Genomic DNA, 25,888 nt, shown 5'->3' with positions numbered 1-25,888 from the left:
GACGCGGGATGCGTCTGGTCCGTAACTGAGGGCAGCGAAGGTTACGAACGGGGAGAAACGAAGTTTCGACGAAGTTCTACAGAAATTAGCGATTTTGCGGGAATGCGCTAATTTTTTTGAAGGGCATTCCCGGCATACATTTTACAACTTTTTTTAACAGAGGATGACGGCTGACTTTTTCTTCCTGCCTCAGTAGTCGTGATCCTACAAAGACGATAAGCTCATGCTTTCACAACCTATTAGTGTAACGTTTGATATTGGTGGAGGCCGCATGGTTTCTATCGAAACCGGTAAACTTGCGCGCCAGGCAGATGGAGCCGTTACCGTACGCCAGGGCAATTGTATCATCCTGGCTACTGTTGTTGCCAACAAAGACCCGAAAGAAGGACAGGACTTCTTCCCCCTGTCGGTCGATTACCAGGAAAAATTTGCATCCGCCGGTCGGATCCCGGGTTCATTCTTCAAAAGAGAGACCCGTCTGAACGACTATGAGATATTGACCAGCCGACTGATCGACCGCGCGCTGCGTCCGCTGTTCCCGGAAGATTATTTCTGTGACGTACAGGTTCTGCTCAGCCTTGTGTCGAGCGACTACGAAGTAATGCCCGATTCGCTGGCCTGTCTGGCCGCGAGCGCAGCGCTGGCCGTCAGCGATATTCCCATCAAGGAGATCATCTCCGAAGTCCGCATCGGCCGTATCGGCGGACAGTTCGTTGTCAACCCCAGCCGTACAGAGCTGGAAAAGGCCGATCTGGAATTCATCATCGCCGCTACGGAAAAGAACCTGATGATGGTGGAAGGCGAAGCCAAGGAGTGCAGCGAAGAAGACCTGGTAAAGGCCCTCGAACTGGCGCACGACGCGATCCGCATCCAGATAAAGGCGCAGGAAGAACTGCGTACCAAGGCTGGTGTCTCCACGAAAAGGGAGTATACCAAACCCGTGCAGAACGACGAGCTGCAGCAGAAAGTCGTCGCATTCACCAAAGACAAGATCTATCAGATATCGCGCGCCGCGAGTGCCAAACACGACCGCAGCGACGCCTATGACCAGCTGAAGAAGGAACTGATCGAAAGTCTTGGCGAAGAGGTTACCGATGCCGATAAGAAGCTGGCCAAGAAATACTATGCCGACCTGCAGTGGGAAGTGGTTCGCAACATGATCCTCGACGACCGGACCCGTCTGGACGGCCGGGCGCTGGACCAGATCCGCCCCCTCGCGATGGAAGTCGATGCGCTGCCGACGCCGCATGGTTCTGCCCTGTTCACCCGCGGCGAAACGCAGTCGCTCACGACGGTCACCCTGGGTACCCCCGGACGAAGTCCTGATCGAAAGCGCGGCCAAGTCCGTCGATTCAAAATTTTTCCTGCACTATAATTTCCCTCCGTTCAGCACCGGCGAAGTAAAGATGATGAGGGGACAGAGCCGTCGTGAAGTAGGTCACGGCAACCTGGCGATGCGTTCGCTCAGGCAGATGATGCCTGGTTCCGACTATCCCTATACGGTTCGCGTTGTCAGCGATATCCTGGAATCCAACGGTTCTTCTTCCATGGCTACGGTTTGTGCCGGCAGTCTGGCGCTGATGGATGCGGGTGTACCCATTCCCAAGCACGTGAGTGGTGTGGCCATGGGCCTTATTACCCGTCCTGCGGATGGCAAATATGCGATCCTGACGGATATCCTGGGTGACGAAGATCACCTCGGCGATATGGACTTCAAGGTTACCGGTACCCGCGAAGGCATTTGCGGCGTACAGATGGATATCAAGGTGGACGGCCTCAGTATGGAGACCATGCGGGAGGCGCTGGAGCAGGCCCGCAAGGGAAGGCTGCATATCCTCGACGCTATGTACGGCTGTATCCCGGCCGCCAACGCAGACGTCAAGCCGCACGCACCGCGTATGGTGAAGATCTTTATCGACAAGGAATTCATCGGAGCCGTTATCGGGCCGCAGGGTAAGATCATACAGGAGATCCAGCGCGAGACCGGTACTACCATCAACCTGGAAGAGGTCGGCAATTTTGGCGAGGTCAGCATCTTCAGCCCCGCCAAGGAAGGTCTGGACAAGGCCGTCAACTGGATCAAGAGCATCGTTGCGCAGCCGGAAGTCGGCTCTGTATATGAGGCGAAGGTCAAGTCGGTGATGCCGTACGGCGCGTTTGTCGAGTTCCTGCCCGGCAAACAAGGCTTGCTGCACATCAGCGAAGTCTCGCACAAGCGTCTGGAAACGATGGATGGCGTCCTGAAAGAAGGCGATACCGTAAAGGTGAAGCTGATCGGTCTGGACCAGAAGACGGGCAAGTTCAAGCTGAGCCGGAAAGTGCTGATGCCGAAGCCGGAAGGCGCGGGTTCCAGACAGGAGCCGCAACAGTAATTTTCTCTTAATATTTTATACGGGTCTGCAGTGCATGCTGCAGACCCTTTATTTTTGCATGCATGAATCATATACAGATAACGATAGCGTCCGGGGACGTGGAAGAGCAGGAGATGTATATCGCTCTGATGTCGGCGATAGGGTATGAGGGGTTTGAGCAGGAGGATAAATTGCTGAGGGCATTCATACCGGAAGACCAGTTCGACAGAGGGATGCTTGATTCTTTGCTGGAGCCGATGGGTAGGAAATTCGAGACGGAAAGGATAAAGGAAAAGAACTGGAATGAAGAGTGGGAGAAGAATTTTCAGCCTGTTGTCGTCGACGAATTTTGTGCGATCCGTGCGCATTTTCATGCGCCGGTCGAGGGTGTGGAGCACGAGTTGGTGATCACGCCCAAGATGAGCTTTGGCACCGGACATCACGCCACGACGTTTATGATGATCCAGGCGATGCAGCAGGTAGATTTCGGGGGCCGGCGGGTTTTTGATTTCGGTACGGGTACGGGTGTGCTGGCGATACTTGCCGAGCAGCTGGGCGCGGCGTCGGTAGTGGCGACGGATAATGACGACTGGAGTATCGAAAACGCGCGGGAGAATGTGGCTAACAATGGGTGCAGCAGGATCAGCGTGGTCAAATCTGAGGTGGTGCCGGAGGGGCCCTTCGATATTATTTTAGCCAATATAAACAAACACGTAATTATCAGTCAACTGCCTGCCCTGAGACAACAATTGAATCCGGGAGGCGTTATACTTTTGAGCGGTCTCCTGGACAGTGATTTCCAAGACATTGAAAATGAGGCCGTAAATAATAATATTTCCATATCCGTACGGATGACAAAGGGCAGATGGATCTGCCTCAAAACTGAAAAAAGACTTAAATAACCAGTTGGAACTGAGGCGCAGGAAGTCAATTTTTTGTTATATTTGTTATCCAACCCTGGCGGACCGCCGAACAAAGTAAGCGAGTCCGCCTGTCTAAGGCCCCATTAAAAGTTACCGGGAATGGGGTACATTCAGGGAGAAACCAAGTCCCGGTACAACTCAACCGATCGATGAAGGAAGTTTTACTAATTCTTTCAGCCTACCTGATAGGGTCTGTTCCTACTGCCGTCTGGGTCAGCAGAGGGTTCTTTGGAATTGACATCAGGGAATACGGCAGCGGTAATGCCGGAGCCACCAATACGTTCAGGGTCCTTGGTTCCAAATGGGGATCTTTTGTGATGGGGGTAGACGTTATAAAGGGAATTATCGCCACGAGTCTTTACATCCTCATGCCATATTATCTGCACGACGAGACGGACAGGACCAATTTTATGGTTGGTCTGGGTCTGGCCGCTGTTGTAGGACATATTTTTCCGTTGTGGGCCGAGTTCCGCGGTGGAAAGGGTGTAGCCACCCTGTTCGGGATGATCATCGCCATCCAGCCTCTTGCAGCTATCTGCTGTATCGGGGTGTTCCTGCTGGTGCTTTATCTGACGCGTTTTGTCTCTCTGAGCTCGATACTGGCGAGTGTAGCTTTTGCCGTTTTTATCCTTTACATATTTGACGCCAAGGAGACCCTGTACCGTGGGTTTGCCATTGCCGTAGCCCTGATGGTCATGCTAACCCACCAAAAGAACATCACGAGGCTGCTGAAGGGTAACGAGAACAAGGTACCTATTTTGAAATATCGGGACCGCAGACGCCAGCGCCGGCACCTTTCTTCTGCCGAAAAAGAATAATTTGTTGTAATTTCACACCCCCGAATGCAGCATGGATGCGTACGGAGCTAAGGGAATACTCTTAGTAAATTCGTTTTGGAAATTCATCTCTTAACTGAATAAAACATATCCAGAAATGTCCCAAACTTTACTGGAAAAACTGCAGTTACAGGACGAGAAGAACCTGCTGATCCAGGGTCTGCCTTCCTCCATCGAAAACAATTTACCAAGCTGGCGTTCGCCAAGAACCTTACGCCCTTGTTAAAGAGTAGAAAAATCGATTTTGCGCTCATTTTCGCGATCAATGAGCAGCAATTAGGGAATATCGTCCGGGAGGTTCTGCCTGCTCTGCAGCCCGGTGCCAAGTTTTGGGTAGCCTATCCCAAGGTGGGTTCAAAGATTGCCACTACACTCAACCGCGAGTGCAGCTGGGGATGTATCACCTGTGCCGGATATGAGTCGGAGCGGCAGACAGAGCTCGACCACGTCTGGACAGCGGTCCGTTTCCAAAAAGGCGGAACCTGTGCTCAGCAAGAAAGTCGAAGTGCCGGTAGCCGCTGCCGCAAGGGCAACGGTTCGCAGACGCTCTGCCGCTGTCAATTCCTGATCATAGTCAACTTTCCTATTGCTTACCGGCGCCGCCGGCACCCTGCCGCAAGTGCTTTCTCTAATAACTGCCAGGCGTATACGCTGCGCCCATTGCGCGGTGCAAGGGTTTGTGGGTATTTTCTTCTGAAATAAGCCACCAACAAGGGTTTTCATCCTATATTTGGTCCTACCTCTAAAGCTTAATAACGATATGCTATTACCTGATATTTATGGCAGCTTCGTAGCAGGCAAGGTCTTATAACGGAGTTGCTGGACAGGACCGAGCTCGTGAAAGCCAGCAGTCTGCTATTCTTTCGCCTTTCGGACGACCAGTTACACCATCGGCCTGGTCCGGGGAAATGGAGTATTGCCGAGATATTCGGACACCTGAATCTTACCCGCGACTATTATATCCGGAGCATTCTTCCGCGAATCACGCTGGCGCCGGATTATCATTCGGACCGTTACGTCAGCGGCTGGCTCGGCGACTGGGTCTATGACAGGGTCATGCCCAGGGCAGACGGGACTGTTTTCCGGATGAAGACGGTGAAGGCCTACTACGCCAGCGGCGAGACGCTGGACGCCCGCGAGGTGCTCGAAAGTTTTCAGCGGAAATGCGATGCGCTCGACGATATTCTGCGGCACGCCGCGACTAAGAATCTCCGGCAGATCAGGGTCCCGTTCTATTTCAGCAGGCTGGTCAGGCTGCGGCTGGGAGACACGCTGCGTATCATGGTAGCACACAGCGAGCGGCACCTGCTGCAGGCACAGCGTGTGAGGGTGACCGTTACTTGATGATTACTGCTCCGAGTGGCTGAACAAGAGCCTGTTCCATCTCTTTGAGGTGTTTGTGGGTTTGTAACAAAATACGCAATTCTTCGTCGGTATGTGGTTTGGCAAGGTCTTTCTGATTCTCTTCCTGAAGTCTTTTTATTTTTCGGAGTTTAAGATAGAGCATAGTAGATGTAACGTCCTCTTTATATAGCTCTTCCGGAGTGGCGATATGTCCGTCGTAGTGTTCCTTCCAGTTGGGGCTTATTTCGAGGTGGAGGTCCATGATGGAGACGGCCAGCGTGCTGACTTCCTGGTCTTCATGATAAAGAAAACTTTTTGTCGAGGGCTCCAGTCCCTGATGAAACAAATCTCTGTAGAGGTCCAATATTTTAAGAAGGCGTTTGTTGTCAATGAGATCATAGAGGTCAGTAGTTTCGTGGAGAACGTGGTCTGCAACCAGAGACGTGTCATCCCACGATTTTAAACCAAAGTCCAGGAGGATACGAATCATTCCCCGCTCGTAGTGTTCATGTCGGAATAAGAGAGCGATGGATTCGTCGTCCTGCGGTGCGGCGCCTTCGGCGGGTGGGGGCATATCATCGGGGGATGATGCCTGACCTGCCTTTGCGCGGGCTTCCGCGGCAGCTTTATTTTCCTGTTTTTCGATGCGTTCGCGGATGAACTTATTGACGAGGGCGTGCAGGCCGGATTCTTCGATCCGGAGTATTTCGGCGGACTGCCGGATATAGTCCTGCTGCCTGGTAAAGTCCTCGGTCTTGTTGATCCGCGAGATGGTCTCGGCGACCTGGTTGACTACGGCCGCTTTTTTGTTGCTGTCGTCCGCGGCGTCCTTCAGGGCGACTTCCAGCTGAAAGAGGACGAAATCTTTTTTATTGGACGCGACAAAATCGCGGAAGGCAGCCGCTCCTATCTTTCGGACATAGCTGTCGGGGTCTTCCTTGTCGGGTATGAGGACGAGTTTGACGTCCAGACTTTCTTCCAGAGCCATGTCCAGGCCACGCAGTGCGGCCTTGATCCCCGCGCCGTCACCGTCGTAGATGATGGTGAGGTGATTGGTATATTTCTTTATCAGCCGCAGCTGGTCGATGGTGAGGGAGGTCCCGCCACTGGCGACTACGTTCTCCACGCCGGCCTGGTGCAGGGAGATGACGTCTGTATAGCCCTCCACGAGCAGGCACTCATCCTGTTTGTCGATGGCTTGTCTGGCCTGATAGGAGCCATAGAGGATCTTGCTCTTGATGTAGAGCTCGTTCTCTGGCGTGTTGATGTATTTGGGCGCGCGGTCGTTGCTGCGGATAATACGGGCGCCAAAGCCGATGATCTTTCCGGTATGGTTGTGAACGGGGAAGATGACGCGGCCTCTGTAGTTGTCCATGGGTTTTTCGTCCCTCACGACCACCAGACCGCTTTTCTGCAGGTATTCCAGGTTGTATTGAGCGGCAAGCGCAGCCCTTGCAAAAACGTCTCTGGCGTCGGGGCTGTAACCCAGCTGGAATTTTCGCATCGTGTCTTCCGAAAAGCCGCGTTCTTTCAGGTAGCTGAGACCGATGTCCTGTCCTTCTTCTGTGTTGAACATGGTATCCGAGAAGAACTTCTGCGCGAAGGCGTTGATGATATAGAGGCTGTCGGCCAGCTGTTGTTGCTGGCGCTGCTGGGGGTTGAGCTCTTTTTCCTCGATCTCGACGTTGTAGCGGGCTGCCAGCCAGCGAAGCGCTTCTGCATAGGAGTATTTTTCGTGCTCCATGAGAAAGCTGATGGTGTTGCCGCTGCGACCGCAGCCAAAGCATTTATAGATCTCTTTAGCCGGAGAAACGGTGAAAGAAGGTGATTTTTCATTGTGAAAAGGACAAAGCCCAAGGTAGTTGGTGCCCCTTTTTTCAATTTGACAAAGCCGCCTACGATCTCGATGATGTCGATACGGCTGAGTATCTGCTGTATGGTTTGTTGAGCGATCATCCGGTACAAAAATACCTTTTTCTTGATTTATCGCCGGCGATCGGGGACCGTAAAAACTGCAAAAAAGCGAGTATAAGTATCCATACTAAATATTCCGTTTTTGCGCTATATTAGCAAAAAAGACCATCCTTTGAAAACCGGTATCTATTCCGTACTCTTCTCCCTCATATCAAACATCGCCATTGGCCTTTGTTTTGTCCCGTTCTTATTGTTAGGCTGGAAGAGAATACGGCAGGTCAGCACCTTCTGGATATTGGGAATGTACTGGCTGCTGAGTGGTCTGGTCAATCTGCCGATGCTGCAGCGGCACGGGGGCTATCATGGCCTGATCAGCATTCTCAGCAGACTGTATATGATGGCGGAGACGCCGCTGGTGCTGCTGGCATTTGCCAGCGCCAGTCCCCGCAGATTGGAAGAGGCAGCTGTGGCTGGTAATGCTGCTGTTTATTCTGGGGGAGAGTTCGCTGATCGGCTGGAAGGGCTATGGTCGTCTCAGCAGCGAGCTGATAATGGGGGTGGGGCTGCTGCTGATCCTTTTGTATAGTGTAGTGGGGCTGGTGTTGTACCTGAAGAGTGTGGAGCATACGCGGTTCGAAAATTCAATGGTATTTATCTATGCAGCCGAACTCTTTGCTTATGGCAGCGGGCTGATCATTTATATCTTTGCCCACTATCATTCGCTGGGGAGCGCTTCGGACAGCAACAATGACACAGACAGCTTTCTGCTGTATTATATCAGCCTTCTGCTGTCTGCACTTGTCACTTGCACGGGCCTCTGGATCTATGGCGTCCGGAAGGCGGGGAAAACCGGGTTTATCCCCACCGGAGGCTATTCTTCGTCTTCCTCGTAGTTATAGGTATCCTGGCTATTGTTATAGATAGATTCCCAGGTCTTGACCTTGTCATCGCCCAGCAATTCCAGAATATCGAAAATGGGATCCGATTTTTTCTTCCAGACGACCAATTCCGAGTCGTCATATTTAGAAACGTACATGCACTGATCCGTTTCCATGTTCACTTTGATCAGTCCTATCGGGCCTGTCTCCTGTTCCTGAATCAAATAGTAACATCCTTTTTCCAACAACGCGTACGAATACATACATCACCTTTTTTAGATAACACAATAATAAATCAATGATAAACCAGCTAGAATGATAATGGGGTAGTAAGTATTCTGGTCGGACTGCGGAGGCTGGGTTAGCGGTGCCTTCAGCGACAGGACGAAGGTACGACTTTTAGCGGTGCGTCGGGTCAACTTTCGGGACCGGCACCTGACCGTTCATAATAAATTAACTTCCACTTATTGATAATCAGTATGTTGTGCTCTTTTTTGGCCGGATGGGGAGGGAAACGACCGGATGGAGTTTGCCGGGGAAAAGAAACGACGAGTCCGGTGCGGGCTGGCAGGAGCGGTCGTCCGGAAGGGATGGCGGCCCCGGGCAGGGATGGAGGTGCGGGCATGAGCGGCGGGTTCGGCCGGGACAAATAAAAAGAGGTTGTCCTGATTAGTGCAATAGACAACCCCTATTACCTTCTGCCTTTTTCCCCGAAAATGGCGGAAGGCTTGCATGACCACTTATCCTACAGCCTCCTATTTCTCGAGCTTGATCTCGCCGGCGTCGGCGGTCTGGCCATCGCTGACCATGATACCGTCTTTGGCGACATTCTTATAGGGAGGTTTTGCTTCTATGATGATCTTGTAGGTACCAGGTTTGGCGTCGGTGATCTCGAATGACCCGCCGATGATAGGGGCCTTCATCGTGTCAGTAGCCGATTCGGCCCAGGCGCGAACGCCTCCTTCCGGCGGAGTCACTGTTCCCTTGATGGAACCGGCGCGGAGAAAAGTAAAGGCAAACAGCCCCGAAGCCACTACGGCGACTGCCGTTATTCGTTTGAGTGAATTGAAGTTCATAGTCTGATAGTTGAATTTTAAACAATACTTCAAGTACTGTGCCACCAGACCTGAACGGGAGACAGGCGCCGCCGGGTATATTATTCCACGATGCGGCCTTTATCCAGCCTAAGGAAATGGTCGACGCAACCGGGGAGTTCCTGCGTGTAGTGGCTCACGTAGATAAGAGTTGTGGTAAAAGCGCGGCACAGTGTATCGATCAGCTGCCGGAAATGGGCCGTTTGTTCTTCGTCCAGACCCCGGCAGGGCTCGTCGAGGATGAGCATGGGAGGGTTCTTGATGAGGGCCCTTGCGAGCAGAACCATGCGCTGCTGGCCTGTAGACAGCTGGGGGAGGCGTTTGTGACGGAGGTCCTTCAGGGAGAGCAGCTGCATCCAGCGCAGGGTGAGGGTTTCCTGTTCGTCGCTGAGCGGCCGGAAAAGTCCGATGGTATCGAAGAGGCCCGATGCGATGACCTCCATACAGGACGCACTGCTGTCGAAGTACAGGTGTAGCTCGGGAGAAACGAAACCGATCTTCCTTTTTATATCCCAGATGGATTCGCCCGTGCCGCGCCGGCGGTCGAAGAGCCAGATCTCGTTGGCATAGGCCCGGGGGTTATCGGCTGTAATTAGGCTCAGGATCGTGGATTTGCCTGCGCCGTTGGGGCCGGATACATTCCAGCATTCGCCCTTGCGGACTTCCCAGTTGATATTGTCGAGGATGGTCGCTTTTCCATATTTGATCGTAGTGTTGACCATCTTAACGGCGATTCCGAAGTCGGCTGTCTGCTCGAGCTGGGCGCGGAGTTCCTGCAGCTGCACAGGGTCGAGGCGGGCGTCTTCCTTGCTGTCATCCGGATGAAAGTCCGCTCTGGGACCCGAGAACGTCCACCTGCCTCCGGCAAGCCGGCCTACGTGCGTGATGGAGGCAGGCAATTCGTTCGGGCTGGTGATCAGCAGGATCTGCATACCCCGGGCGGCGAGGTTATTGATGATGGCGTGCAGCGTAGCCCGTCCTTCAGTGTCGAGTCCGAGAAAGGGATTGTCGAGGATCAGCAGTTCGGGCTTGTTCAGCAGGGCGATACCGAGCTGTACCCGCTTGTTCTCCCCATTGGAAAGCTGAATGAGGGGCTTGTTCAGAAGGGGGCTGATATGGAGCCCGTCGAGCCATTGGTCGGGCTGTCCTTCCCAGCCGGCGTATTCCCGGAGCTCCTGCCCGACGGTTATCGTCTGGTCGGCATCCGAGGAGTTGAAGCGCTGCTGATAATATAAGGAGGTAGACCCCGGGCGGTTCCTGAACCGGTGCTGTTGTTCGACGATGCCTATGCGCCGGATGGCGGTGCTGATGCTCCCGGTGTGAAAATGGGTTCCGAGGAGGGTATGGGCAAGGACGGTTTTGCCGCTGCCCGATGGGCCGGTGATCGCCCATTGTTCTCCGGGGTTGACGGTCCAGTACAGCTGGTCCAGCAGGGTGGATCCGCCTAATTTCACGGAAACCCCTTCGAATGTCAGAAACGGTGCGGCCATGACACGAAAGTACTCAAACCCTAAAGGGCAAACTGTCGACTTCGTCGATTTTGGCTTCCGGGAGTATAATTTTGTCTCAGGGACAGGGAAGGTCCCTCCAAATTGTGGTCATAGCCTGTCAAATCAGCGAATTCCGGGGGCGGAAATATCCACAGGTGTAGAAATTGAAATAAGCCGTCTCTGAAATCGTTTGACTATATTGCAGGCTTGCGGACCCCTGTCCGCGGTCGTTGCCCTTCACCCGATAAAAGCCAGGAATGGGTATTCGACGAAAGTTATTAAGCTAACACACATCGGATTTAATATGGCAGAAAAGGCTAATTTGTTCGAGTATAATGATGACAGCGTCAGGACCCTGGACTGGAAGGAACATATCCGCCTCCGCCCGGGTATGTATATTGGTAAGCTGGGAGACGGGAGTAGTTCGGATGACGGTATTTATGTGCTGCTGAAGGAGGTTATCGACAACTGTATTGACGAGCACACGATGGGCTATGGAAAGCAGGTCGATATTATGATCGACCAGAAGACGGTAACCATCCGGGACTATGGCCGGGGGATCCCGCTGGGTAAGGTGGTGGACGTCGTCAGTAAGATCAATACCGGCGCGAAATACGACAGTAAGGCTTTCCAAAAATCGGTTGGCCTTAACGGGGTCGGTACGAAGGCCGTCAACGCCCTGAGCAGCTATTTCAAGGTCACTGCTTTCCGGGATGGGAAGGAGAAGACGGCGGAGTTCAACAAGGGCGATCTGACGAAGGAGCATAAAGAAGCCAAAACAGATCAGTCGAACGGCACGCTTGTCACATTTACCCCCGACGATACTGTCTTCAAGAACTTTCACTTTCTCCATGAATATATGGACAATCAGTTCTGGAACTATTGTTACCTGAACGCAGGGCTGGTGATCAATTTCAACGGGAAGAAGTATGTGTCGAAGAACGGTTTGCTCGATCTGTTGCAGCGTCGCACCAACGACGACGAGAACCGCTATCCCATCATCCATATAAAAGGAGAGGATATAGAGGTCGCGATCACCCATAACAACGACTACGGCGAGGAGATCTTCAGCTTTGTCAACGGACAATACACGACGCAGGGCGGGACCCACCAGCAGGCCTTTAGGGAGGCCTTCGTCAAGGTGATCCGGGATTTCTATAAGAAAGACTATGAAGCTTCGGATATCCGGCAGAGCATTGCTGCGGCTATCGCGGTACGTGTCATGGAACCGGTATTCGAGTCGCAGACAAAGACGAAACTGGGCAGTCTTAACGTGGCAGAAGGCGGTGCTACCATGAAGAATTTTGTAAACGATTTTCTCGCCAAAGAACTGGATAATTATCTCCATAAGAATCCCGCCACGGCCGACGCGCTGAAGAAGCGTATCGAGCAGAGCGAGCGGGAGCGCAAGGAGCTGGCCGGCATCAAGAAACTGGCCAATGAACGGGCCAAAAAGGCGAATCTTCACAACAAGAAGCTGCGGGACTGCAGGTTTCACTATAACGAAGAACCGACGGGTAAGGATAAGGAAGCGATCCTGCAGAAGCAGTCGGAGAGCACCATATTCATCACAGAGGGCGATTCCGCCAGCGGCAGTATCACCAAGGCCAGGGGACGTCGAGCGTCAGGCGGTCTTCAGCCTCCGGGGCAAGCCGCTCAATTGTTTTGGTCTCACCAAGAAAGTGGTGTACGAGAACGAGGAGTTCAACCTGCTGCAGCACGCGCTCAACGTGGAAGACGGCATCGAGGGGCTGCGGTATAACAATATCGTCATCGCTACCGACGCCGACGTGGACGGAATGCATATCCGTCTGCTGCTGATGACTTTCTTTTTACAGTTCTTCCCCGACCTGGTCAAGAACGGTCACGTGTATATTCTCGAAACCCCGCTGTTTCGTGTCCGCAACAAGCAGGAGACGCACTACTGCTATGACGAAACGGAGAAGCAGGCGGCAGTAAAGAAGCTCGGCAGCAAGCCCGAGATCACCCGCTTCAAGGGTCTCGGCGAGATCTCTCCTGATGAATTTGCCCGTTTCATCGGTCCGGATATGCGTAAGCAGCCGGTGATGGTTATGCAGGACACGCATATCCAGCAGATACTCGAGTATTATATGGGGAAGAACACGCCCGAGCGCCAGGATTTTATCATTAAGAACCTGAAGGTAGAGCTCGACCTGGTAGACGAAGGGGCGGCTCCCGCCGCAACGGCAGGAGTAAACAAAAAAATAGCTTGATCGTATGATCCATATTGTTTTTCAGAAAAGCGACGCGGAAGTGCTGAAGAAGGCGTTCGAGCTGGAGCCTTCTCTGCAGGGGGACGTGATCCTGATCCATGACGAGTTTGCCGTAGGGCCTGTCGCCGGTATCTATACGACCGAGGGCATCGAGGCCCGGAAGGCCTGGTGGCGCGAGGTCCTGGCCGGCGGGGACTATGACGGGATAGTGGACAACGGGACTGTTGCCGACGACAATGCGACGGTTGCGGCGCTCAAACAGCGGCTGGAGGAAGACAAGCAGGAATTCGTTTGGGTATGGGCCGCGCAGAATAAGCACGACGTCAGCGGTTACTACTGGCTGATGAGCCAGCTGAAGGATTTTCAGGGCAGAATATTTATCCTGTATTTGAACAACCTGCCTTTTATCAATGAAAAGGGGCAGATCTTCTATCCGGTGAATCTTTTTGATATACCTCCGAGGGAATTTCTGAAGGCACGCAGACTCGCGAGGCCCATCACGCTGAGCGAATTCGAGATCGACCCCGATGAATGGGCCCGGCTTTGCCAGGAAGATACCGGCGTGAGGATCCTGGAAGGGGAAAGAAGCTGTCCCAGCATCCCTACACGTATTTTGACGAGGAGCTGAGGAAATTCATATCCGGAGACTGGATAAAGGCCAGCAAGCTGATCAATCAGTTCATGGGAAAGGCCAAACAGACGACCGGAGACGCCTATCTGTTGTGGCGGATAAAACAACTGGTCGGCGCCGGCGAGCTGGACGTGCAGGGCGAGCTGAAGGGGATGAAGGACTTCGAGATCAAATTAAAGTCTGCAGCACCGGTGGGTGAGCCCGTGACGCAAGGGGGCGCCGGATCATGAAGATAAAAGCCATTCATCATATCGCGATCCTGACGGACGACTATCCCCGCAGCAAGGCTTTTTATACGGAGATACTTGGATTTACGGTCATCAGGGAGACCTTTCGCGAAGAGCGGCAGTCGTACAAGCTGGACACGGCTATTGCGGGCGTCTACCAGATAGAGCTGTTCTCCTTCCCCGACTTCAGGGAACGGGGCAGTTATCCGGAGGCGAAGGGGCTGCGGCATCTGGCGTTCGCCGTCGATGACGTGGAGGGTGCCGCCGAAGAGTTGAGGAGCAGGGGTGTCGTCGTGGAGGCGGTGCGGGTCGACGAGCTGACCCAGAAGAAATTTGTGTTTTTTACCGATCCCAACGGGCAGCCGCTGGAGCTGTACGAGGGATAAAAAGAGGGATATAACAATGGCGAAATCAAAAATTGCCGATGATTTTCACGAGAACGAGTCCGGTGTCACCGGTCAGTACAAGACCTGGTTTTTGGATTATGCCTCCTATGTAATCCTCGAACGGGCGGTACCCGCCGTAGAGGATGGTCTTAAGCCGGTACAACGCCGGATCCTTCACGCGATGAAGGAAATGGATGACGGCCGGTTCAACAAGGTGGCCAATATCATCGGCCAGAGCATGCAGTATCATCCGCATGGCGACGCCAGCATCGGAGAGGCTCTGGTGAATATGGGGCAGAAAGACCTGCTGATCGAGACCCAGGGCAACTGGGGCGACGTGCGGACGGGTGACGACGCCGCGGCCGCGCGTTATATCGAAGCCCGGCTGAGCAAGTTTGCGCTGGAGGTAGCCTTCAATGCGAAGACGACCGAGTGGCAGCTGAGCTATGACGGCCGCAAGAACGAGCCGGTGACCCTGCCCATGAAGTTTCCGTTGCTGCTGGCCCAGGGCGCGGATGGGATTGCAGTCGGGCTGGCGACCAAGATCCTCCCGCATAATTTCTGCGAACTTTGTGAAGCGGCTATAAAATATCTGAGGGGAAAAAATTCGAGATATACCCCGACTTCCTCACTGCGGGAATGGCCGACGTCACGAATTACAACGACGGCAGGCGCGGCGGCAAGGTAAGGGTGCGGGCGCATATCGAGGAAATGGATAAAAAGACTCTGCTGGTAAAGGACGTGCCTTATGGAGTTACGACTACGGCGCTGATCGACTCTATCCTCAAAGCAAACGACCAGGGCAAGATCAAGGTGCGCAAGGTGACGGACAATACGGCCGCGGATGTGGAGATACAGATCGATCTGGCTCCCGGCATATCGCCCGATATTACCATCGACGCGCTATACGCCTTCACCGACTGCGAGATCAGCATTTCTCCGAATGCCTGCGTGATCGTCGACAAGAAGCCGGTGTTCATCGGGGTCAAAGAGCTGCTTACCATCAGCGTCGACCACACGAAAGAACTGCTGAAGCGCGAGCTGGAGATCAAGCTGGCCGAGCTGCAGGAGAAATGGCACTATACTTCACTGGAGAAGATCTTCTTCGAGGAGAAGATCTATAAAGAACTTGAGAAAAAACACGAGACCTGGGACAAGGTAATCGCCGCGATCGCAAAGGCTTTCGAGCCTTTCAGGAAGCAGCTGCGGCGCGATATTACCAGGGAGGACATCGTCAAGCTGACCGAAAAGCCGGTAAGACGTATCTACCGTCTCGATATCGACGAGCTGAACGCCCAGATCAAGGGGCTGGAGGCGGAGATCAAACAGGTAAAGCACGACCTCAACAACCTGGTCGATTTCACCGTGGCCTACTACGAAAATTTGTTGAAGAAGTACGGCAAGGGCCGCGAGCGCAAAGACGGAGATGAAGCTGTTCGAAGCCATCCAGGCACAGCAGGTAGCGATAGCCAACGTCAAGTTGTACGTCAACAAGTCGGATGGCTTTATCGGTACGGGTCTGAAAAGGATGAATTCGTTACGGACTGTTCGGACCTGGACGATATCATCGCCTTTACAAAAGGAGGTAAGATGAAGGTCGTGAAGGTAGCCGACAAGGCCTTTATCGGAAAGGACATCATCCATGTCGCGGTCTTCCGCAAGAACGACGAACGGACGACCTACAATATGATCTATGTCGACGGGAAGAGCGGTATCAGCTATGCCAAGCGTTTTAACGTTACGGGGATCACGCGCGACAAGGAATATGACCTTACCAAGAGTGACGACACGAAGAGCCGGGTACACTATTTTTCGGCCAACCCCAACGGAGAGGCGGAGGTCGTGAGGGTTATCCTTAGCCCCAGCAGTTCGGCGCGGCACAAGGAATTCGACTTCTATTTCGAGGAGCTGGAGATCAAGAACCGCACCAGCCTGGGCAATCAGGTGACCAAATATCCCATCCGTACGGTGAAATTCAAGGAGGCGGGCAAGACGACGCTCAGCGGGCGTAAGATCTGGTTCGACCCGACGTTCGGCCGGCTCAACAGCGAGGGCAAGGGCGACTATCTCGGCAGTTTTGATGGCGACGAGCGGCTGCTGGTCATCTATTCCGACGGCAACTACGGAGCTGGCGGACACCGAGCTGAGCCAGCGCTTTGACGCGGACAAGATCATCGATATCCGCAAATTCGATCCGGAGCGGGTCATTACGGCGATATATCTCGACAACGATAAATTGCAGTTCAATGTGAAGCGCTTCAAGATAGAGACGACCACGCTGAAAAGTAAGTTCCTCTTTATCAAGGAAGGTGAGGGCAACCGCCTGGAAGCCGTCACGCTGGCTCCTGAGCCGATCGCGCTGATAAAGTCCGGCCGGGGCGCGCAGGCGAAGACGCAGAAGATAAAGATCGCCACATTTGTGGAGGTGACGGGCTGGAGAACGGTCGGGACCAAGTTATTCGACTATTCGAAGAGCGTGGAAGTGGAGTGGGCCCATAAAGAGGAGGAAAGGGAAAAGCCGCCGCAGACTGAATTGTTTTAAATATTAAAGGCCGCTCTATAGAGCGGCCTTTTTTTCGACTATTTTATAGAGTTTCTATGGAGTCTTTTTCTTCTAACCCGGATCGTGGCATTTTCGGTGAGACTGCTGCTCAGAAAGACCTCATACCTGTTCTTGCCGTCCGTCAGGACCATCAGTGCGGTATTCGGTGGTATGGTACCAAGGTTTTCGGCAAACATGCTGATCTCGTTGACTTCGCGAGTGCTGTCCAGGTGAAGATAGACGTTGAATGCCTTTGCCGCCAGTTCCTGATGGGGAAGGACCAGTTGGTTGTTCACGAAGACGGAAATGCTGTCCCCGTCGATATCGCCGTTGTCGTAAAAGCTGAGCCGGACCGAATCGGATTCCACGACAAACTCCTTGTTCAGGACGGCCTTGCGGATGTTAAAGGATTCGGTGATCCTTTTTCTGTCTTCCACGGCAGAATCCAGCTTTTATAAGAGAAGGGGGTGGGGAAATGCTGACAATGGCTGCGACGGAATCGGGCCTGACCGGCTGAACGGCAGGCGGCAGGCTGACCGCTGTGGCCGCTGAAGGAGCGCCAGCGGTGACGTCAATGACGATATCGTCTTCCTGCGGCTTCCACACGCGGGAGTTTTCGGCGATTCTGGTAGACAAGCTATCATGCTGATTATCAGACTTGTCCAGCATATAACTCACTTTTATATCCGGGAAGGTGTACCTGTACTTTTGGTCGGGATAAAAGGTTCCTCTGACGGCGCTGCCCATTTTATTATTGATCAGTACGCCCCTGAAATCGGTGCTGCATTCGACGCCGTTGACTGTGGAATTCGAGTTGAAATAGATGAGAGGAATATTGAGGATGGTGACTTCGCGGGTTTTGGGATTGTACTGTCCGTGGATAAAGAAGCTCTGGTATTTATCGCGGAAATAGTATCCGAATATGCCTTCTACTTTAGTTCCCTTCTGCTTGATTACCAATTCTGTAAGGTAATTGTTGTGGAGGCCTCCCCCCATTTGGACGTCCGCGTGGCCGTACCATGCGCCGGTGACGACCTGGGCCGAAAGCAAATGTGGGAGAGCAGTAAGCAGACAAATATATAATAGTCTTTGCATCAGTTGATAGGGTGCAATAACGGACTGAAGATACGATATATTGTCAGTACCTGTTGAGGTGGCGTTTGATCTCCTTTTCCGTGTCCCGCTGCTTGATGGATTCGCGTTTGTCGTACTGCTTCTTGCCCTTTCCGAGTCCGATCTCCATTTTCGCGTAGCCTTTTTCGTTGAAAAAGATGCGCAGGGGGACAATGGTGTAGCCCTTCTCTTTTATTTTGTTCTCCAGCTTGCGCAGTTCGCGTTTGGTGAGCAGGAGTTTGCGGTCGTGAACGGCGAGGTGGTTGTTGGTCGTGCCAAAGCGGTATTCTGCGATATGCATATTGCGAACCCAGAGTTCGCCCTGGAAGAAGACGCAAAAGCTATCCACGAAATTGACCTTGCCTTCCCGTATGGATTTTACTTCTGTCCCTACCAAAACCATACCCGCATCGAATTTATCCTCGATGAAATAATCGTGGTATGCGGATCTGTTCTTTATCTCACTCATAGTTAATGTGCCGGAGATTCGCTATCCAGAAAATTAGCGTATCTCCGGCAAAAACGCTAATGATTGTCCTTCGGCCGTTAGCCTTTGAAGAGGGTCATCAGCGTCGAAATTTTTCTTTCAGCTCTTTCCGGTTGACGATAAAATCGAGGAAGCCGTGTTCGAGTAGAAATTCACTGCGCTGGAAGCCTTCGGGCAGGTCTTTTTAATTGTTTCCTTGATGACGCGCGGGCCGGCAAAGCCGATGAGGGCGCCCGGCTCTGCGATGTTGAGGTCGCCGAGCATCCCGAAGGATGCCGATATGCCGCCGAAAGACGGGTCCGTCAGCAGTGATATATAGGGGATCTTTGCGTCGGTCAGCTGGGAAAGTTTGCCCGAGACCTTGGCGAGCTGCATGAGGGAAAAAGCGCTTTCCATCATGCGGGCGCCGCCGGACTTGCAGATGATGAGCAGGGGGCGCGGTGCTCGAGACAATAGTCAGCGGCCCGGCTGATCCTTTCTCCCATGACGCTGCCCAGCGATCCGCCGATGAATTCGAAGTCCATACAGGCTACCACCATATGGTGTTCCTTTACGTTGCCCGCGGCGACACGGATGGAATCGGTGATATCTGTCTTCGCCCAGGTCTCTTCCAGCCTTTTCTGATACGATTTGAGGTCGGTGAAGTGGAGGAAGTCCTTGGAGCGGATGTTTTCGAACATCACTTCGTATTGGCCGTCGTTGAAAAGTATGTCAAAATATTCCGAGCTGCCGATGCGGTGGTGGTGGTTGCATTTGGGGCAGACAAACAGATTCTCCCGTAGTTCAGTAACGGTGCAGATATAGTTGCAGTTAGGGCATTTGGTCCAGAGGCCTTCCGGCGTCTCCTTCTTTTCCGCGGTGCTGGTCGTTATCCCCTTTTTTATGCGTTTGAACCAGCCGCTCTTGGTCTCTTCGCTTTGTCCTTCGTCACCAGCCAGGTTCGCTTCAAAATCGTCGTCTTGCTTCATTTGCGTTTTGTTTGTCATTGCGATATCGAACAATATTCCCAACCTCCGGATCGTTCACCCGAAGGAAATTGGCGGCTAAGATACTAAACAACGGGGATTTATGGTTGCTCTGTCCTGCTCCCCACAAAAAAAGTAAATGAAAAGGATTTTCTTCGCCTTCCTGTGCTAAATTTGCGCGGTTACCACCTTTTTCCTTCATTCTCAATTAATAGAAGGTATTCATATGAAATGGTCTGAACTCTTTACTTCTTCTGTAGGCAAAAAATTTGTAATGGGCCTCACCGGTGTTTTCCTCATCCTTTTTCTGATCGTGCACGTTTGTGTGAACGCCTGTATCTGGGCGGAGGACGATGGCCAGATGTTCAACCTGGCCGCGCATTTTCTGGGTTCTACGGTGGTCCCGCGGGTACTGGAGATAGGGCTTTTTGCCGGCTTTCTGCTGCATATCATCCAGGCCTATGTGCTCGAGCTCCAGAACAAGCGCAGGAGGGGGGTTGGCTACCAGGTGCCCATGGGCAATAAAGGAAGCAAATGGTATTCCAGGTATATGGGCTGGCTGGGCACGTTTGTCCTGCTTTTTCTGGTCATACATATCAAACAATTCTGGGTACCCTCCCGGTTCACAGACCTGGACGAGGTTACCTATGAGAGTGGCGCCAAGGTTCATAACCTGTTCGCCCTGATGAAGGATACTTTCACCCAGCCACTGGGTAGTCATCGTGTATCTTGTCGGGTGTCTGGCGCTGGCCTACCACCTGATGCACGGTTTTCAGAGCGCCTTCCGGTCGCTCGGCGTATACAACAGCCGTTATCTCAAACTGATCAATGCCATCGGTGTAGGGTTCGCCATAGTAGTCCCCCTGGCCTTCGCAATGATGCCCATATCCATGTATTTCAACTGGGTATAGCATCTTCTTCCGATCAAACCATTAAATGTATTCGAAGTAATCAAATAATAAGTCATGTTCAATTCAAACATCCCCGACGGGCCCATGGATAAAAAATGGGAAGACTACAAAGGACATGTGAAGCTGGTAAACCCCGCCAACAAGCGTAGCCTGGAGATTATCATCATAGGAACGGGTCTGGCCGGCGCATCTGCGGCTGCCTCGCTGGGAGAACTGGGATATAAGGTGAAGGCTTTTTGTTTTCAGGATTCCCCGCGCCGGGCGCACAGCATTGCTGCGCAGGGGGGATCAATGCGGCCAAGAACTATCAGAATGACGGGGACAGTGTTTTCCGTCTTTTTTATGATACGGTGAAGGGAGGCGACTATCGTGCGCGCGAGGCCAATGTGCATCGCCTGGCCGAGGTCAGCGCCAGTATAATCGACCAGTGCGTGGCGCAGGGAGTACCCTTCGCCCGCGAGTACGGCGGTCTGCTCAGCAACAGGTCGTTTGGCGGTACGCAGGTACAGCGTACATTTTATGCTGCGGGTCAGACCGGACAGCAGCTGCTGATAGGCGCTTATCAGGCGCTGGAAAGGCAGGTCGCCCTCGGGAATGTAGAGATGTATGCCCGGCACGAGATGCTGGAGATCGTAATGGTCGACGGTAAGGCGCGCGGCATCATCGCCCGCAACCTGGTCACCGGCGAACTGGAAAGGCATTTCGGACACGCTGTATTGCTCTGCAGCGGCGGATACGGCAACGTGTTCTATCTTTCCACCAACGCGATGGGCAGCAATGTCACGGCGGCATGGAAGGCACACAAGAGAGGAGCATACTTCGGCAACCCCTGTTTCACACAGATCCACCCGACCTGTATACCGGTGACGGGAGACCACCAGTCCAAGCTGACCCTGATGTCCGAGTCGCTGCGGAATGACGGCCGCATCTGGGTGCCGAAGCAAAAGAACGATTCGCGCAAAGCCAATGAGATCCCCCATGAAGAAAGGGACTACTACCTGGAGAGAAGGTATCCGGCTTTCGGGAACCTGGTGCCGCGCGACGTCGCATCGCGTGCGGCTAAAGAGCGCTGTGACGCCGGTTTTGGGGTTGGTTCGTCAAAGCAGGCCGTCTATCTTGACTTCGCTTCGGCTATCGAGCGTTATGGCAAGATCGAATGCCGCAAACACGGTATCGAAAATCCCTCCGCCGAAGACATCCGTCAGCACGGGGTGGATGTGGTAAAAGAAAAATATGGCAACCTCTTCGATATGTACGCGAAGATCACCGGAGAGGACCCCTATACGACGCCGATGCGGATCTACCCGGCCGTACACTATACGATGGGCGGGCTTTGGGTGGACTACGAACTGATGACGAGCGTGCCCGGTCTGTATGCCCTGGGCGAGGCCAACTTCAGCGACCACGGCGCCAATCGTCTCGGCGCGTCTGCACTGATGCAGGGTCTGGCTGACGGCTATTTCGTGATCCCCTATACGATCGGCAACTATCTGGCGGGCGAGATCCGGACAGCGGCGGTACCTACTTCACACCCCGCTTTTGAAGCGGCTGAGAAGGAAGTGGCAGCTCGTCTGCAGCAGCTGAAAGCGATCAACGGAACCCAGAGTCCCGAGTCCTTCCACAAGCGTCTTGGAAAGATCATGTGGGATAAATGCGGCATGGCCCGCAACGAGGCCGGTCTGAAAGAGGCGATCGAAGAGATACGCGCGCTGAAGGCCGAGTTCTGGCGCGACCTGCGGGTGGCCGGCGAGATCGGTGAGTTCAATCCCGAACTGGACAAGGCCGGCCGTGTGGCCGACTTCATCGAGCTGGGCGAGCTGATGTGCATGGACGCACTGCAACGCCGGGAAAGCTGTGGCGGCCATTTCCGGGAAGAGATGCAGACGGAGGACGGCGAAGCCAAACGCGACGACGATAATTTTTCTTTTGTGGCGGCGTGGGAATACAAGGGTGACAGTAGTTGGGAATTGCATAAGGAGAAGCTGGATTTTGAGATCGTACACCCGACACAGAGAAGTTATAAATAGATGGGAACATCGGCGACAATATGGGTTGAATGGGCGGCCAGGCTGGTAACGGGCCTGGGAGCTCTTGCCGCGGTCATCTTCGCGGTGGCCAACTACAGGACCCAGACCCGCCTGAAACAGGCGGAGTGGTTGAAGTCGCTGTTCGAGAAGTTCTTCGAAAATTCGACGTACAAAGAAGTGCGGGTGTGGCTTGACTACGATCTGCTTCACGCCCGGCTGGGGGCTGAGGACGCGGTGCAGCGACAGCTGAATGAAGAGAAGTTTACCGATTTCCTGAACTTCTTCGAGTTCATCGGGGTTCTGTATTCGCACCGGCACCTGACGCTGGGGCAGGTCTATGACGTATTCGACTATTATTTGCTGAAAATAAAGACTGATACCGATTGTCAGGAGTGGATCAGTCAGTACAGCTTCGAACGACTGAAAGCTCTTTTAGACCATGTGTGATCATGCCGGACTATTTGTTTGTATATGGAACGCTGCGCAGGGACTATGACCTAAAGTTAAAGAACAGGGTCAGCGGCAACCTGCAGTATGTCGGTCAGGCAAAAGTAGGAGCGGCCCTGTACGATCTGGGCCGTTATCCGGGGGCTGTCAGGAGCAGGAAAGGAGAGGAGGTCATCGGGGACGTCTTTTTGCTGAGTGAGGCCGACAGGGTGCTGCGGATACTGGACAAGTACGAGGGGATCCCGGAAGGAAGGCCGGATCAGGGGGAGTTCGTAAGGAAGAAGGGGAAAGTGAAATTGCGGTCGGGAAAGGAAGTGAACGCCTGGATCTATTGGTATAACCTCGACCCGAAGGAGAGGCAGCCGATCAAATACAAGAATTATTTGAACTATTTGAAAAATAAAAGCATCAGATAAGTATTATATGGAACACTATACGATGAACCTGACCCTTAAGGTCTGGAGACAAAAAAATAAAAAAGACAGGGGCGGCTTTGAAACCTATTCCGTCAGTGACATTTCTTCAGAGATGTCGTTCCTGGAGATGTTCGACGTACTGAATGAGCGCCTGGTCACGGAAGGCAAAGAGCCTATCGCCTTTGACCACGACTGCCGGGAAGGTATCTGCGGTATGTGTTCGATGTATATCAACGGACGGCCCCATGGTCCCTGGGAAGGGACAACGACCTGTCAGCTGCATATGCGTGCTTTCAAGGACGGAGACACCATCGTGGTAGAGCCCTGGAGGGCGAATGCTTTCCCGGTGGTGAAAGACCTGGTTGTGGACAGAGCCGCTTTCGACCGGATCATCCAGGCCGGGGGGTATATTTCCGTCAATACCGGTAACGCTGTCGACGCCAACGCGATCCCCATCGAAAAGGACAGTGCGGACACAGCTTTTGCGGCTGCGGCCTGTATCGGCTGCGGAGCCTGCGTGGCGGCCTGTAAGAACAGCTCGGCGCTGCTCTTCCTCTCTGCCAAGGTCAGCCATCTGGCGCTGCTGCCCCAGGGCAATCCCGAAAGGAAGACGCGGGTGGTCGATATGATCGCCCAGATGGACAAGGAAGGCTTTGGCAGCTGTACTTCGACCGGGGCCTGCGAGGCGGTATGTCCGAAGGAGATCTCGATCACGAATATCGCCCGTCTGAACGCCGAGTACGGCCGTTCCGGGCTGACGACCGACAAATAATTGATTATTAGGCGGCCCCACCCGTACGGGTGGGGCCGCTTTTTTGTACATTTGCGCCCATGATTAGAGTGAACAACGTCACCCTTTCCTTTGGAAAACGGGTATTATTCGATGAGGTCAATCTTACTTTTACAAAAGGCAACTGTTACGGGGTGATAGGCGCCAACGGGGCTGGAAAATCCACTTTTCTCAAGATCCTTTCCGGGGAGATAGAACCTTCCAAGGGGGCGATCGAGATCGCGCCGGGGCAGCGTATGGCCGTCCTGAACCAGAACCACTTTGCTTTTGACGAAAATACGGTATTGCACACGGTGCTGATGGGACACCGGAAGATGTGGGACGTGATGCAGGAAAGGGATACCATTTATGCCAAGGCGGATTTCTCCGAGGAGGACGGTCTCAGGGCCGGCGAGCTGGAGGGAGAGTTTGGCGAAATGGGAGGGTACACGGCGGAAAGCGACGCGGCGGCGCTGCTGAGCGATCTGGGCGTGAAGGAATCCCTGCATGGTTCGCTGATGAAAGAGCTTCCTGGTGCTCAGAAAGTGCGGGTGTTGCTGGCTCAGGCGCTGTTCGGAAACCCGGACATCCTGATCCTCGACGAACCTACCAACGACCTCGACGTAGAGACCATCAACTGGCTGGAGAACTTTTTGGCCGACTATGAGAACATCGTAATCGTCGTCTCGCACGACCGTCACTTCCTCGACGCCGTGTGTACGCACGTGGCCGACGTGGACCGCCAGAAGATCAAGATATTTACCGGTAACTATACATTCTGGTACGAATCGTCCCAGCTGATGGCTCGTCAGATGTCGGACAAGAACAAGAAAACGGAAGACAAGCGAGCGGCCCTGATGGAGTTCATCGCGCGGTTCTCCGCCAACGCGAGTAAGTCCAAGCAGGCGACTTCGCGGAAGAAGGCGCTGGAAAAGCTGACCATCGAGGAGATCGAGCCTTCCAACCGCCGTTATCCGGGGATCATTTTCAAACAGCTGCGTGAGGTAGGCAATCAGATCCTCAACGTCGAAAAGCTCTACAAGACGGCCGAAGACGGGCGGAAGCTGTTCTCCAATGTGACCTTCAGCGTCAACAAAGGGGACAAGATCGCTTTTGTCAGCAAGGACCATCTTGCGCTGACCAGCTTCTTCGACATCATCAACGGCGAGCAGTCTGCCGATGGCGGCAAATTCGAATGGGGTACGACGGTAAGCAAGGCCTATCTGCCAAACGATAACACGAAGTATTTCCAGGGGAAGGACATCAATCTGATGGACTGGCTGCGGCAGTACGTTCCGCCGCACGTCACCGACGTGGACGAGCCCTTTCTTCGCGGCTTCCTCGGAAAGATGCTGTTCAGCGGCGACGAGGTGCTGAAGCATACGAAGGTGCTGTCCGGGGGTGAAAAGGTCCGTTGTATGCTCAGCCGGATGATGCTGCAGGACCCGAACGTCGTCGTCCTCGACGAGCCGACCAACCACCTCGACCTGGAGTCCATCCAGTCTTTCAACGAAAGCATGAGCAATTTCAAGGGGATCGTCCTGCTGACGTCCCATGACCATACCTTCTTACAGACTGTGGCCAACCGCGTGATCGAGCTGACTCCCGGCGGTATTATCGACCGGCTGATGTCCTTCGATGAATACCTCGAGGACGCGCGGGTAAAGCAGCTCCGCGAGGAGATGTATCCGAGGGAAGTGATGGCCTAGAGCGCCTAAATTATTCGTCCGGGACCCGGCCTCCAAAGGCCGGGTCTTTTTGTCTTATTTGATACAATAAAATGCGAATTTTGAGCATTATAAGGCCACTGAAGGTCCCGGATCCATTGAAGAACGAGGATGGACCGAGGGACGAAGGTCCACCGAAGTTCCTCCGAAGGACAGAAGTTAGCGCTTTGCCGGAG

Annotated in this window: 28 protein-coding genes and 3 pseudogenes; 21 read left to right on the top strand and 10 right to left on the bottom strand. The window is 53.4% G+C overall.

Going from position 1 to position 25,888, the window contains the following annotated elements:
* Window positions 1-271: 271 nt before the first annotated feature.
* The 5 genes from ACQ86N_RS21165 (at window position 272) to ACQ86N_RS21145 (ending at window position 5,454) form a co-directional block, all read left to right on the top strand.
* Window positions 272-1,375, top strand: a complete 1,104-nt coding sequence (locus tag ACQ86N_RS21165) for a hypothetical protein (protein WP_431216845.1) — start codon at window positions 272-274, stop codon at window positions 1,373-1,375.
* Window positions 1,323-2,372, top strand: coding sequence for a polyribonucleotide nucleotidyltransferase (locus tag ACQ86N_RS21160; protein WP_431217526.1), 1,050 nt, complete (start codon window positions 1,323-1,325; stop codon window positions 2,370-2,372). The genes ACQ86N_RS21165 and ACQ86N_RS21160 overlap by 53 nt, the downstream gene beginning before the upstream one ends.
* Before the next feature lie 62 nt (window positions 2,373-2,434).
* On the top strand, window positions 2,435-3,253 hold the full coding sequence (gene prmA, locus ACQ86N_RS21155) for a 50S ribosomal protein L11 methyltransferase (RefSeq protein ID WP_431216844.1): 819 nt from the start codon (window positions 2,435-2,437) through the stop codon (window positions 3,251-3,253).
* Window positions 3,254-3,423: 170 nt separating this feature from the next.
* Window positions 3,424-4,092, top strand: coding sequence for a glycerol-3-phosphate 1-O-acyltransferase PlsY (gene plsY / locus ACQ86N_RS21150; protein WP_431216843.1), 669 nt, complete (start codon window positions 3,424-3,426; stop codon window positions 4,090-4,092).
* A gap of 834 nt (window positions 4,093-4,926) precedes the next feature.
* A complete protein-coding gene (locus tag ACQ86N_RS21145) occupies window positions 4,927-5,454 on the top strand; it encodes a DinB family protein (RefSeq protein ID WP_431216842.1) in 528 nt (175 codons plus the stop codon).
* Here ACQ86N_RS21145 and dnaG read toward each other — a convergent pair.
* Window positions 5,447-7,336 carry a DNA primase gene (gene dnaG / locus ACQ86N_RS21140; protein WP_431217525.1) on the bottom strand — a complete coding sequence of 630 codons (1,890 nt, stop codon included), beginning with the start codon at window positions 7,334-7,336 and terminating at the stop codon, window positions 5,447-5,449. The genes ACQ86N_RS21145 and dnaG overlap by 8 nt on opposite strands.
* Window positions 7,337-7,540: 204 nt before the next feature.
* On the opposite strand from dnaG, the gene ACQ86N_RS21135 reads away from it, so the two are divergent.
* Both ACQ86N_RS21135 and ACQ86N_RS21130 read left to right on the top strand, forming a co-directional pair.
* Entirely contained in the window at window positions 7,541-7,954 is a 414-nt protein-coding gene (locus ACQ86N_RS21135; protein WP_431216841.1) for a hypothetical protein, read from the top strand.
* A complete protein-coding gene (locus ACQ86N_RS21130) occupies window positions 7,920-8,261 on the top strand; it encodes a hypothetical protein (RefSeq protein WP_431216840.1) in 342 nt (113 codons plus the stop codon). The genes ACQ86N_RS21135 and ACQ86N_RS21130 overlap by 35 nt, the downstream gene beginning before the upstream one ends.
* Here ACQ86N_RS21130 and ACQ86N_RS21125 read toward each other — a convergent pair.
* From ACQ86N_RS21125 to ACQ86N_RS21115, 3 genes are all read right to left on the bottom strand, one after another.
* The gene (locus ACQ86N_RS21125; RefSeq protein ID WP_431216839.1) at window positions 8,240-8,509 is read right to left on the bottom strand and encodes a hypothetical protein; all 270 of its coding nucleotides are present in this window, start codon (window positions 8,507-8,509) and stop codon (window positions 8,240-8,242) included. The genes ACQ86N_RS21130 and ACQ86N_RS21125 overlap by 22 nt on opposite strands.
* Before the next feature lie 492 nt (window positions 8,510-9,001).
* Complete coding sequence (locus ACQ86N_RS21120; protein ID WP_431216838.1) at window positions 9,002-9,322, bottom strand: carboxypeptidase regulatory-like domain-containing protein; 321 nt, start codon at window positions 9,320-9,322, stop codon at window positions 9,002-9,004.
* A gap of 80 nt (window positions 9,323-9,402) precedes the next feature.
* A complete protein-coding gene (locus ACQ86N_RS21115; protein ID WP_431216837.1) occupies window positions 9,403-10,794 on the bottom strand; it encodes an ATP-binding cassette domain-containing protein in 1,392 nt (463 codons plus the stop codon).
* A 340-nt stretch (window positions 10,795-11,134) separates the two neighbouring features.
* On the opposite strand from ACQ86N_RS21115, the pseudogene ACQ86N_RS21110 reads away from it, so the two are divergent.
* The 7 genes and pseudogenes from ACQ86N_RS21110 to ACQ86N_RS21080 form a co-directional block, all read left to right on the top strand.
* A pseudogene (locus ACQ86N_RS21110) lies at window positions 11,135-12,184 on the top strand (ATP-binding protein); the annotation flags it as partial.
* A gap of 85 nt (window positions 12,185-12,269) precedes the next feature.
* On the top strand, window positions 12,270-13,064 hold the full coding sequence (locus ACQ86N_RS21105) for a toprim domain-containing protein (RefSeq protein WP_431216836.1): 795 nt from the start codon (window positions 12,270-12,272) through the stop codon (window positions 13,062-13,064).
* Window positions 13,065-13,068: 4 nt separating this feature from the next.
* The gene (locus ACQ86N_RS21100) at window positions 13,069-13,692 is read left to right on the top strand and encodes a DUF1835 domain-containing protein (RefSeq protein WP_431216835.1); all 624 of its coding nucleotides are present in this window, start codon (window positions 13,069-13,071) and stop codon (window positions 13,690-13,692) included.
* Entirely contained in the window at window positions 13,608-13,925 is a 318-nt protein-coding gene (locus ACQ86N_RS21095; RefSeq protein ID WP_431216834.1) for a DUF3658 domain-containing protein, read from the top strand. The genes ACQ86N_RS21100 and ACQ86N_RS21095 overlap by 85 nt, the downstream gene beginning before the upstream one ends.
* Window positions 13,922-14,308 (top strand): SMU1112c/YaeR family gloxylase I-like metalloprotein, encoded by a 387-nt coding sequence (gene gloA2 / locus ACQ86N_RS21090; protein WP_431216833.1) that lies wholly within the window; start codon window positions 13,922-13,924, stop codon window positions 14,306-14,308. The genes ACQ86N_RS21095 and gloA2 overlap by 4 nt, the downstream gene beginning before the upstream one ends.
* 16 nt (window positions 14,309-14,324) lie before the next feature.
* Window positions 14,325-16,468 (top strand): annotated as a pseudogene (locus ACQ86N_RS21085) (DNA gyrase/topoisomerase IV subunit A).
* Window positions 16,386-16,850 (top strand): hypothetical protein, encoded by a 465-nt coding sequence (locus tag ACQ86N_RS21080; protein WP_431216832.1) that lies wholly within the window; start codon window positions 16,386-16,388, stop codon window positions 16,848-16,850. The pseudogene ACQ86N_RS21085 and the gene ACQ86N_RS21080 overlap by 83 nt, the downstream one beginning before the upstream one ends.
* Before the next feature lie 38 nt (window positions 16,851-16,888).
* Here the strand turns inward: ACQ86N_RS21080 and ACQ86N_RS21075 are convergent, their stop codons facing one another.
* From ACQ86N_RS21075 to ACQ86N_RS21050, 6 genes are all read right to left on the bottom strand, one after another.
* A complete protein-coding gene (locus tag ACQ86N_RS21075; RefSeq protein ID WP_431216831.1) occupies window positions 16,889-17,287 on the bottom strand; it encodes a hypothetical protein in 399 nt (132 codons plus the stop codon).
* Window positions 17,253-17,945 carry a hypothetical protein gene (locus ACQ86N_RS21070; RefSeq protein ID WP_431216830.1) on the bottom strand — a complete coding sequence of 231 codons (693 nt, stop codon included), beginning with the start codon at window positions 17,943-17,945 and terminating at the stop codon, window positions 17,253-17,255. The genes ACQ86N_RS21075 and ACQ86N_RS21070 overlap by 35 nt, the downstream gene beginning before the upstream one ends.
* Window positions 17,946-17,988: 43 nt before the next feature.
* Window positions 17,989-18,432 (bottom strand): SsrA-binding protein SmpB, encoded by a 444-nt coding sequence (gene smpB, locus ACQ86N_RS21065; protein ID WP_431216829.1) that lies wholly within the window; start codon window positions 18,430-18,432, stop codon window positions 17,989-17,991.
* A 117-nt stretch (window positions 18,433-18,549) separates the two neighbouring features.
* The gene (locus ACQ86N_RS21060; protein WP_431216828.1) at window positions 18,550-18,849 is read right to left on the bottom strand and encodes a hypothetical protein; all 300 of its coding nucleotides are present in this window, start codon (window positions 18,847-18,849) and stop codon (window positions 18,550-18,552) included.
* Window positions 18,846-19,418 carry a hypothetical protein gene (locus tag ACQ86N_RS21055; protein WP_431216827.1) on the bottom strand — a complete coding sequence of 191 codons (573 nt, stop codon included), beginning with the start codon at window positions 19,416-19,418 and terminating at the stop codon, window positions 18,846-18,848. Before ACQ86N_RS21055 ends, ACQ86N_RS21060 begins: the two co-directional genes overlap by 4 nt.
* Complete coding sequence (locus tag ACQ86N_RS21050) at window positions 19,396-19,617, bottom strand: hypothetical protein (RefSeq protein WP_431216826.1); 222 nt, start codon at window positions 19,615-19,617, stop codon at window positions 19,396-19,398. The genes ACQ86N_RS21055 and ACQ86N_RS21050 overlap by 23 nt, the downstream gene beginning before the upstream one ends.
* Before the next feature lie 24 nt (window positions 19,618-19,641).
* Between ACQ86N_RS21050 and ACQ86N_RS21045 the strand changes: the two are divergent.
* The 7 genes and pseudogenes from ACQ86N_RS21045 to ACQ86N_RS21015 all read left to right on the top strand — a co-directional run.
* Window positions 19,642-20,070, top strand: a pseudogene (locus ACQ86N_RS21045) (succinate dehydrogenase); the annotation flags it as partial.
* A 67-nt stretch (window positions 20,071-20,137) separates the two neighbouring features.
* Window positions 20,138-20,326 (top strand): hypothetical protein, encoded by a 189-nt coding sequence (locus tag ACQ86N_RS21040; RefSeq protein ID WP_431218092.1) that lies wholly within the window; start codon window positions 20,138-20,140, stop codon window positions 20,324-20,326.
* 236 nt (window positions 20,327-20,562) lie between these two features.
* Entirely contained in the window at window positions 20,563-22,353 is a 1,791-nt protein-coding gene (locus ACQ86N_RS21035) for a fumarate reductase/succinate dehydrogenase flavoprotein subunit (protein WP_431216825.1), read from the top strand.
* On the top strand, window positions 22,354-22,800 hold the full coding sequence (locus ACQ86N_RS21030) for a hypothetical protein (protein WP_431216824.1): 447 nt from the start codon (window positions 22,354-22,356) through the stop codon (window positions 22,798-22,800). It abuts the gene before it with no gap.
* Between the two features lie 2 nt (window positions 22,801-22,802).
* On the top strand, window positions 22,803-23,216 hold the full coding sequence (locus ACQ86N_RS21025) for a gamma-glutamylcyclotransferase family protein (RefSeq protein ID WP_431216823.1): 414 nt from the start codon (window positions 22,803-22,805) through the stop codon (window positions 23,214-23,216).
* 7 nt (window positions 23,217-23,223) lie between these two features.
* Window positions 23,224-23,988, top strand: a complete 765-nt coding sequence (locus ACQ86N_RS21020; RefSeq protein WP_431216822.1) for a succinate dehydrogenase/fumarate reductase iron-sulfur subunit — start codon at window positions 23,224-23,226, stop codon at window positions 23,986-23,988.
* 59 nt (window positions 23,989-24,047) lie between these two features.
* Entirely contained in the window at window positions 24,048-25,694 is a 1,647-nt protein-coding gene (locus ACQ86N_RS21015; RefSeq protein ID WP_431216821.1) for an ABC-F family ATP-binding cassette domain-containing protein, read from the top strand.
* Window positions 25,695-25,888: the final 194 nt, after the last annotated feature.

The organism is Puia sp. P3, assembly GCF_050632245.1.
Classification (GTDB): Bacteria; Bacteroidota; Bacteroidia; order Chitinophagales; family Chitinophagaceae; genus Puia.
The sequence above is the reverse complement of the archived record's forward strand: the minus strand, read 5'-3'. Positions and strand labels throughout refer to the sequence as shown.

Coding starts and splice junctions, on each gene's coding strand:
- ACQ86N_RS21165 (WP_431216845.1), top strand. CDS start 272: ATGGTTTCTATCGAAACCGGTAAACTTGCGCGCCAGGCAGATGGAGCC.
- prmA (WP_431216844.1), top strand. CDS start 2,435: ATGAATCATATACAGATAACGATAGCGTCCGGGGACGTGGAAGAGCAG.
- plsY (WP_431216843.1), top strand. CDS start 3,424: ATGAAGGAAGTTTTACTAATTCTTTCAGCCTACCTGATAGGGTCTGTT.
- ACQ86N_RS21130 (WP_431216840.1), top strand. CDS start 7,920: ATGGGGGTGGGGCTGCTGCTGATCCTTTTGTATAGTGTAGTGGGGCTG.
- ACQ86N_RS21125 (WP_431216839.1), bottom strand. CDS start 8,509: ATGTATTCGTACGCGTTGTTGGAAAAAGGATGTTACTATTTGATTCAG.
- ACQ86N_RS21120 (WP_431216838.1), bottom strand. CDS start 9,322: ATGAACTTCAATTCACTCAAACGAATAACGGCAGTCGCCGTAGTGGCT.
- ACQ86N_RS21105 (WP_431216836.1), top strand. CDS start 12,270: ATGAACGGGCCAAAAAGGCGAATCTTCACAACAAGAAGCTGCGGGACT.
- ACQ86N_RS21100 (WP_431216835.1), top strand. CDS start 13,069: ATGATCCATATTGTTTTTCAGAAAAGCGACGCGGAAGTGCTGAAGAAG.
- gloA2 (WP_431216833.1), top strand. CDS start 13,922: ATGAAGATAAAAGCCATTCATCATATCGCGATCCTGACGGACGACTAT.
- ACQ86N_RS21070 (WP_431216830.1), bottom strand. CDS start 17,945: ATGCAAAGACTATTATATATTTGTCTGCTTACTGCTCTCCCACATTTG.
- smpB (WP_431216829.1), bottom strand. CDS start 18,432: ATGAGTGAGATAAAGAACAGATCCGCATACCACGATTATTTCATCGAG.
- ACQ86N_RS21060 (WP_431216828.1), bottom strand. CDS start 18,849: ATGATGGAAAGCGCTTTTTCCCTCATGCAGCTCGCCAAGGTCTCGGGC.
- ACQ86N_RS21055 (WP_431216827.1), bottom strand. CDS start 19,418: ATGAAGCAAGACGACGATTTTGAAGCGAACCTGGCTGGTGACGAAGGA.
- ACQ86N_RS21050 (WP_431216826.1), bottom strand. CDS start 19,617: ATGAAGGAAAAAGGTGGTAACCGCGCAAATTTAGCACAGGAAGGCGAA.
- ACQ86N_RS21030 (WP_431216824.1), top strand. CDS start 22,354: ATGGGAACATCGGCGACAATATGGGTTGAATGGGCGGCCAGGCTGGTA.
- ACQ86N_RS21025 (WP_431216823.1), top strand. CDS start 22,803: ATGCCGGACTATTTGTTTGTATATGGAACGCTGCGCAGGGACTATGAC.
- ACQ86N_RS21020 (WP_431216822.1), top strand. CDS start 23,224: ATGGAACACTATACGATGAACCTGACCCTTAAGGTCTGGAGACAAAAA.
- ACQ86N_RS21015 (WP_431216821.1), top strand. CDS start 24,048: ATGATTAGAGTGAACAACGTCACCCTTTCCTTTGGAAAACGGGTATTA.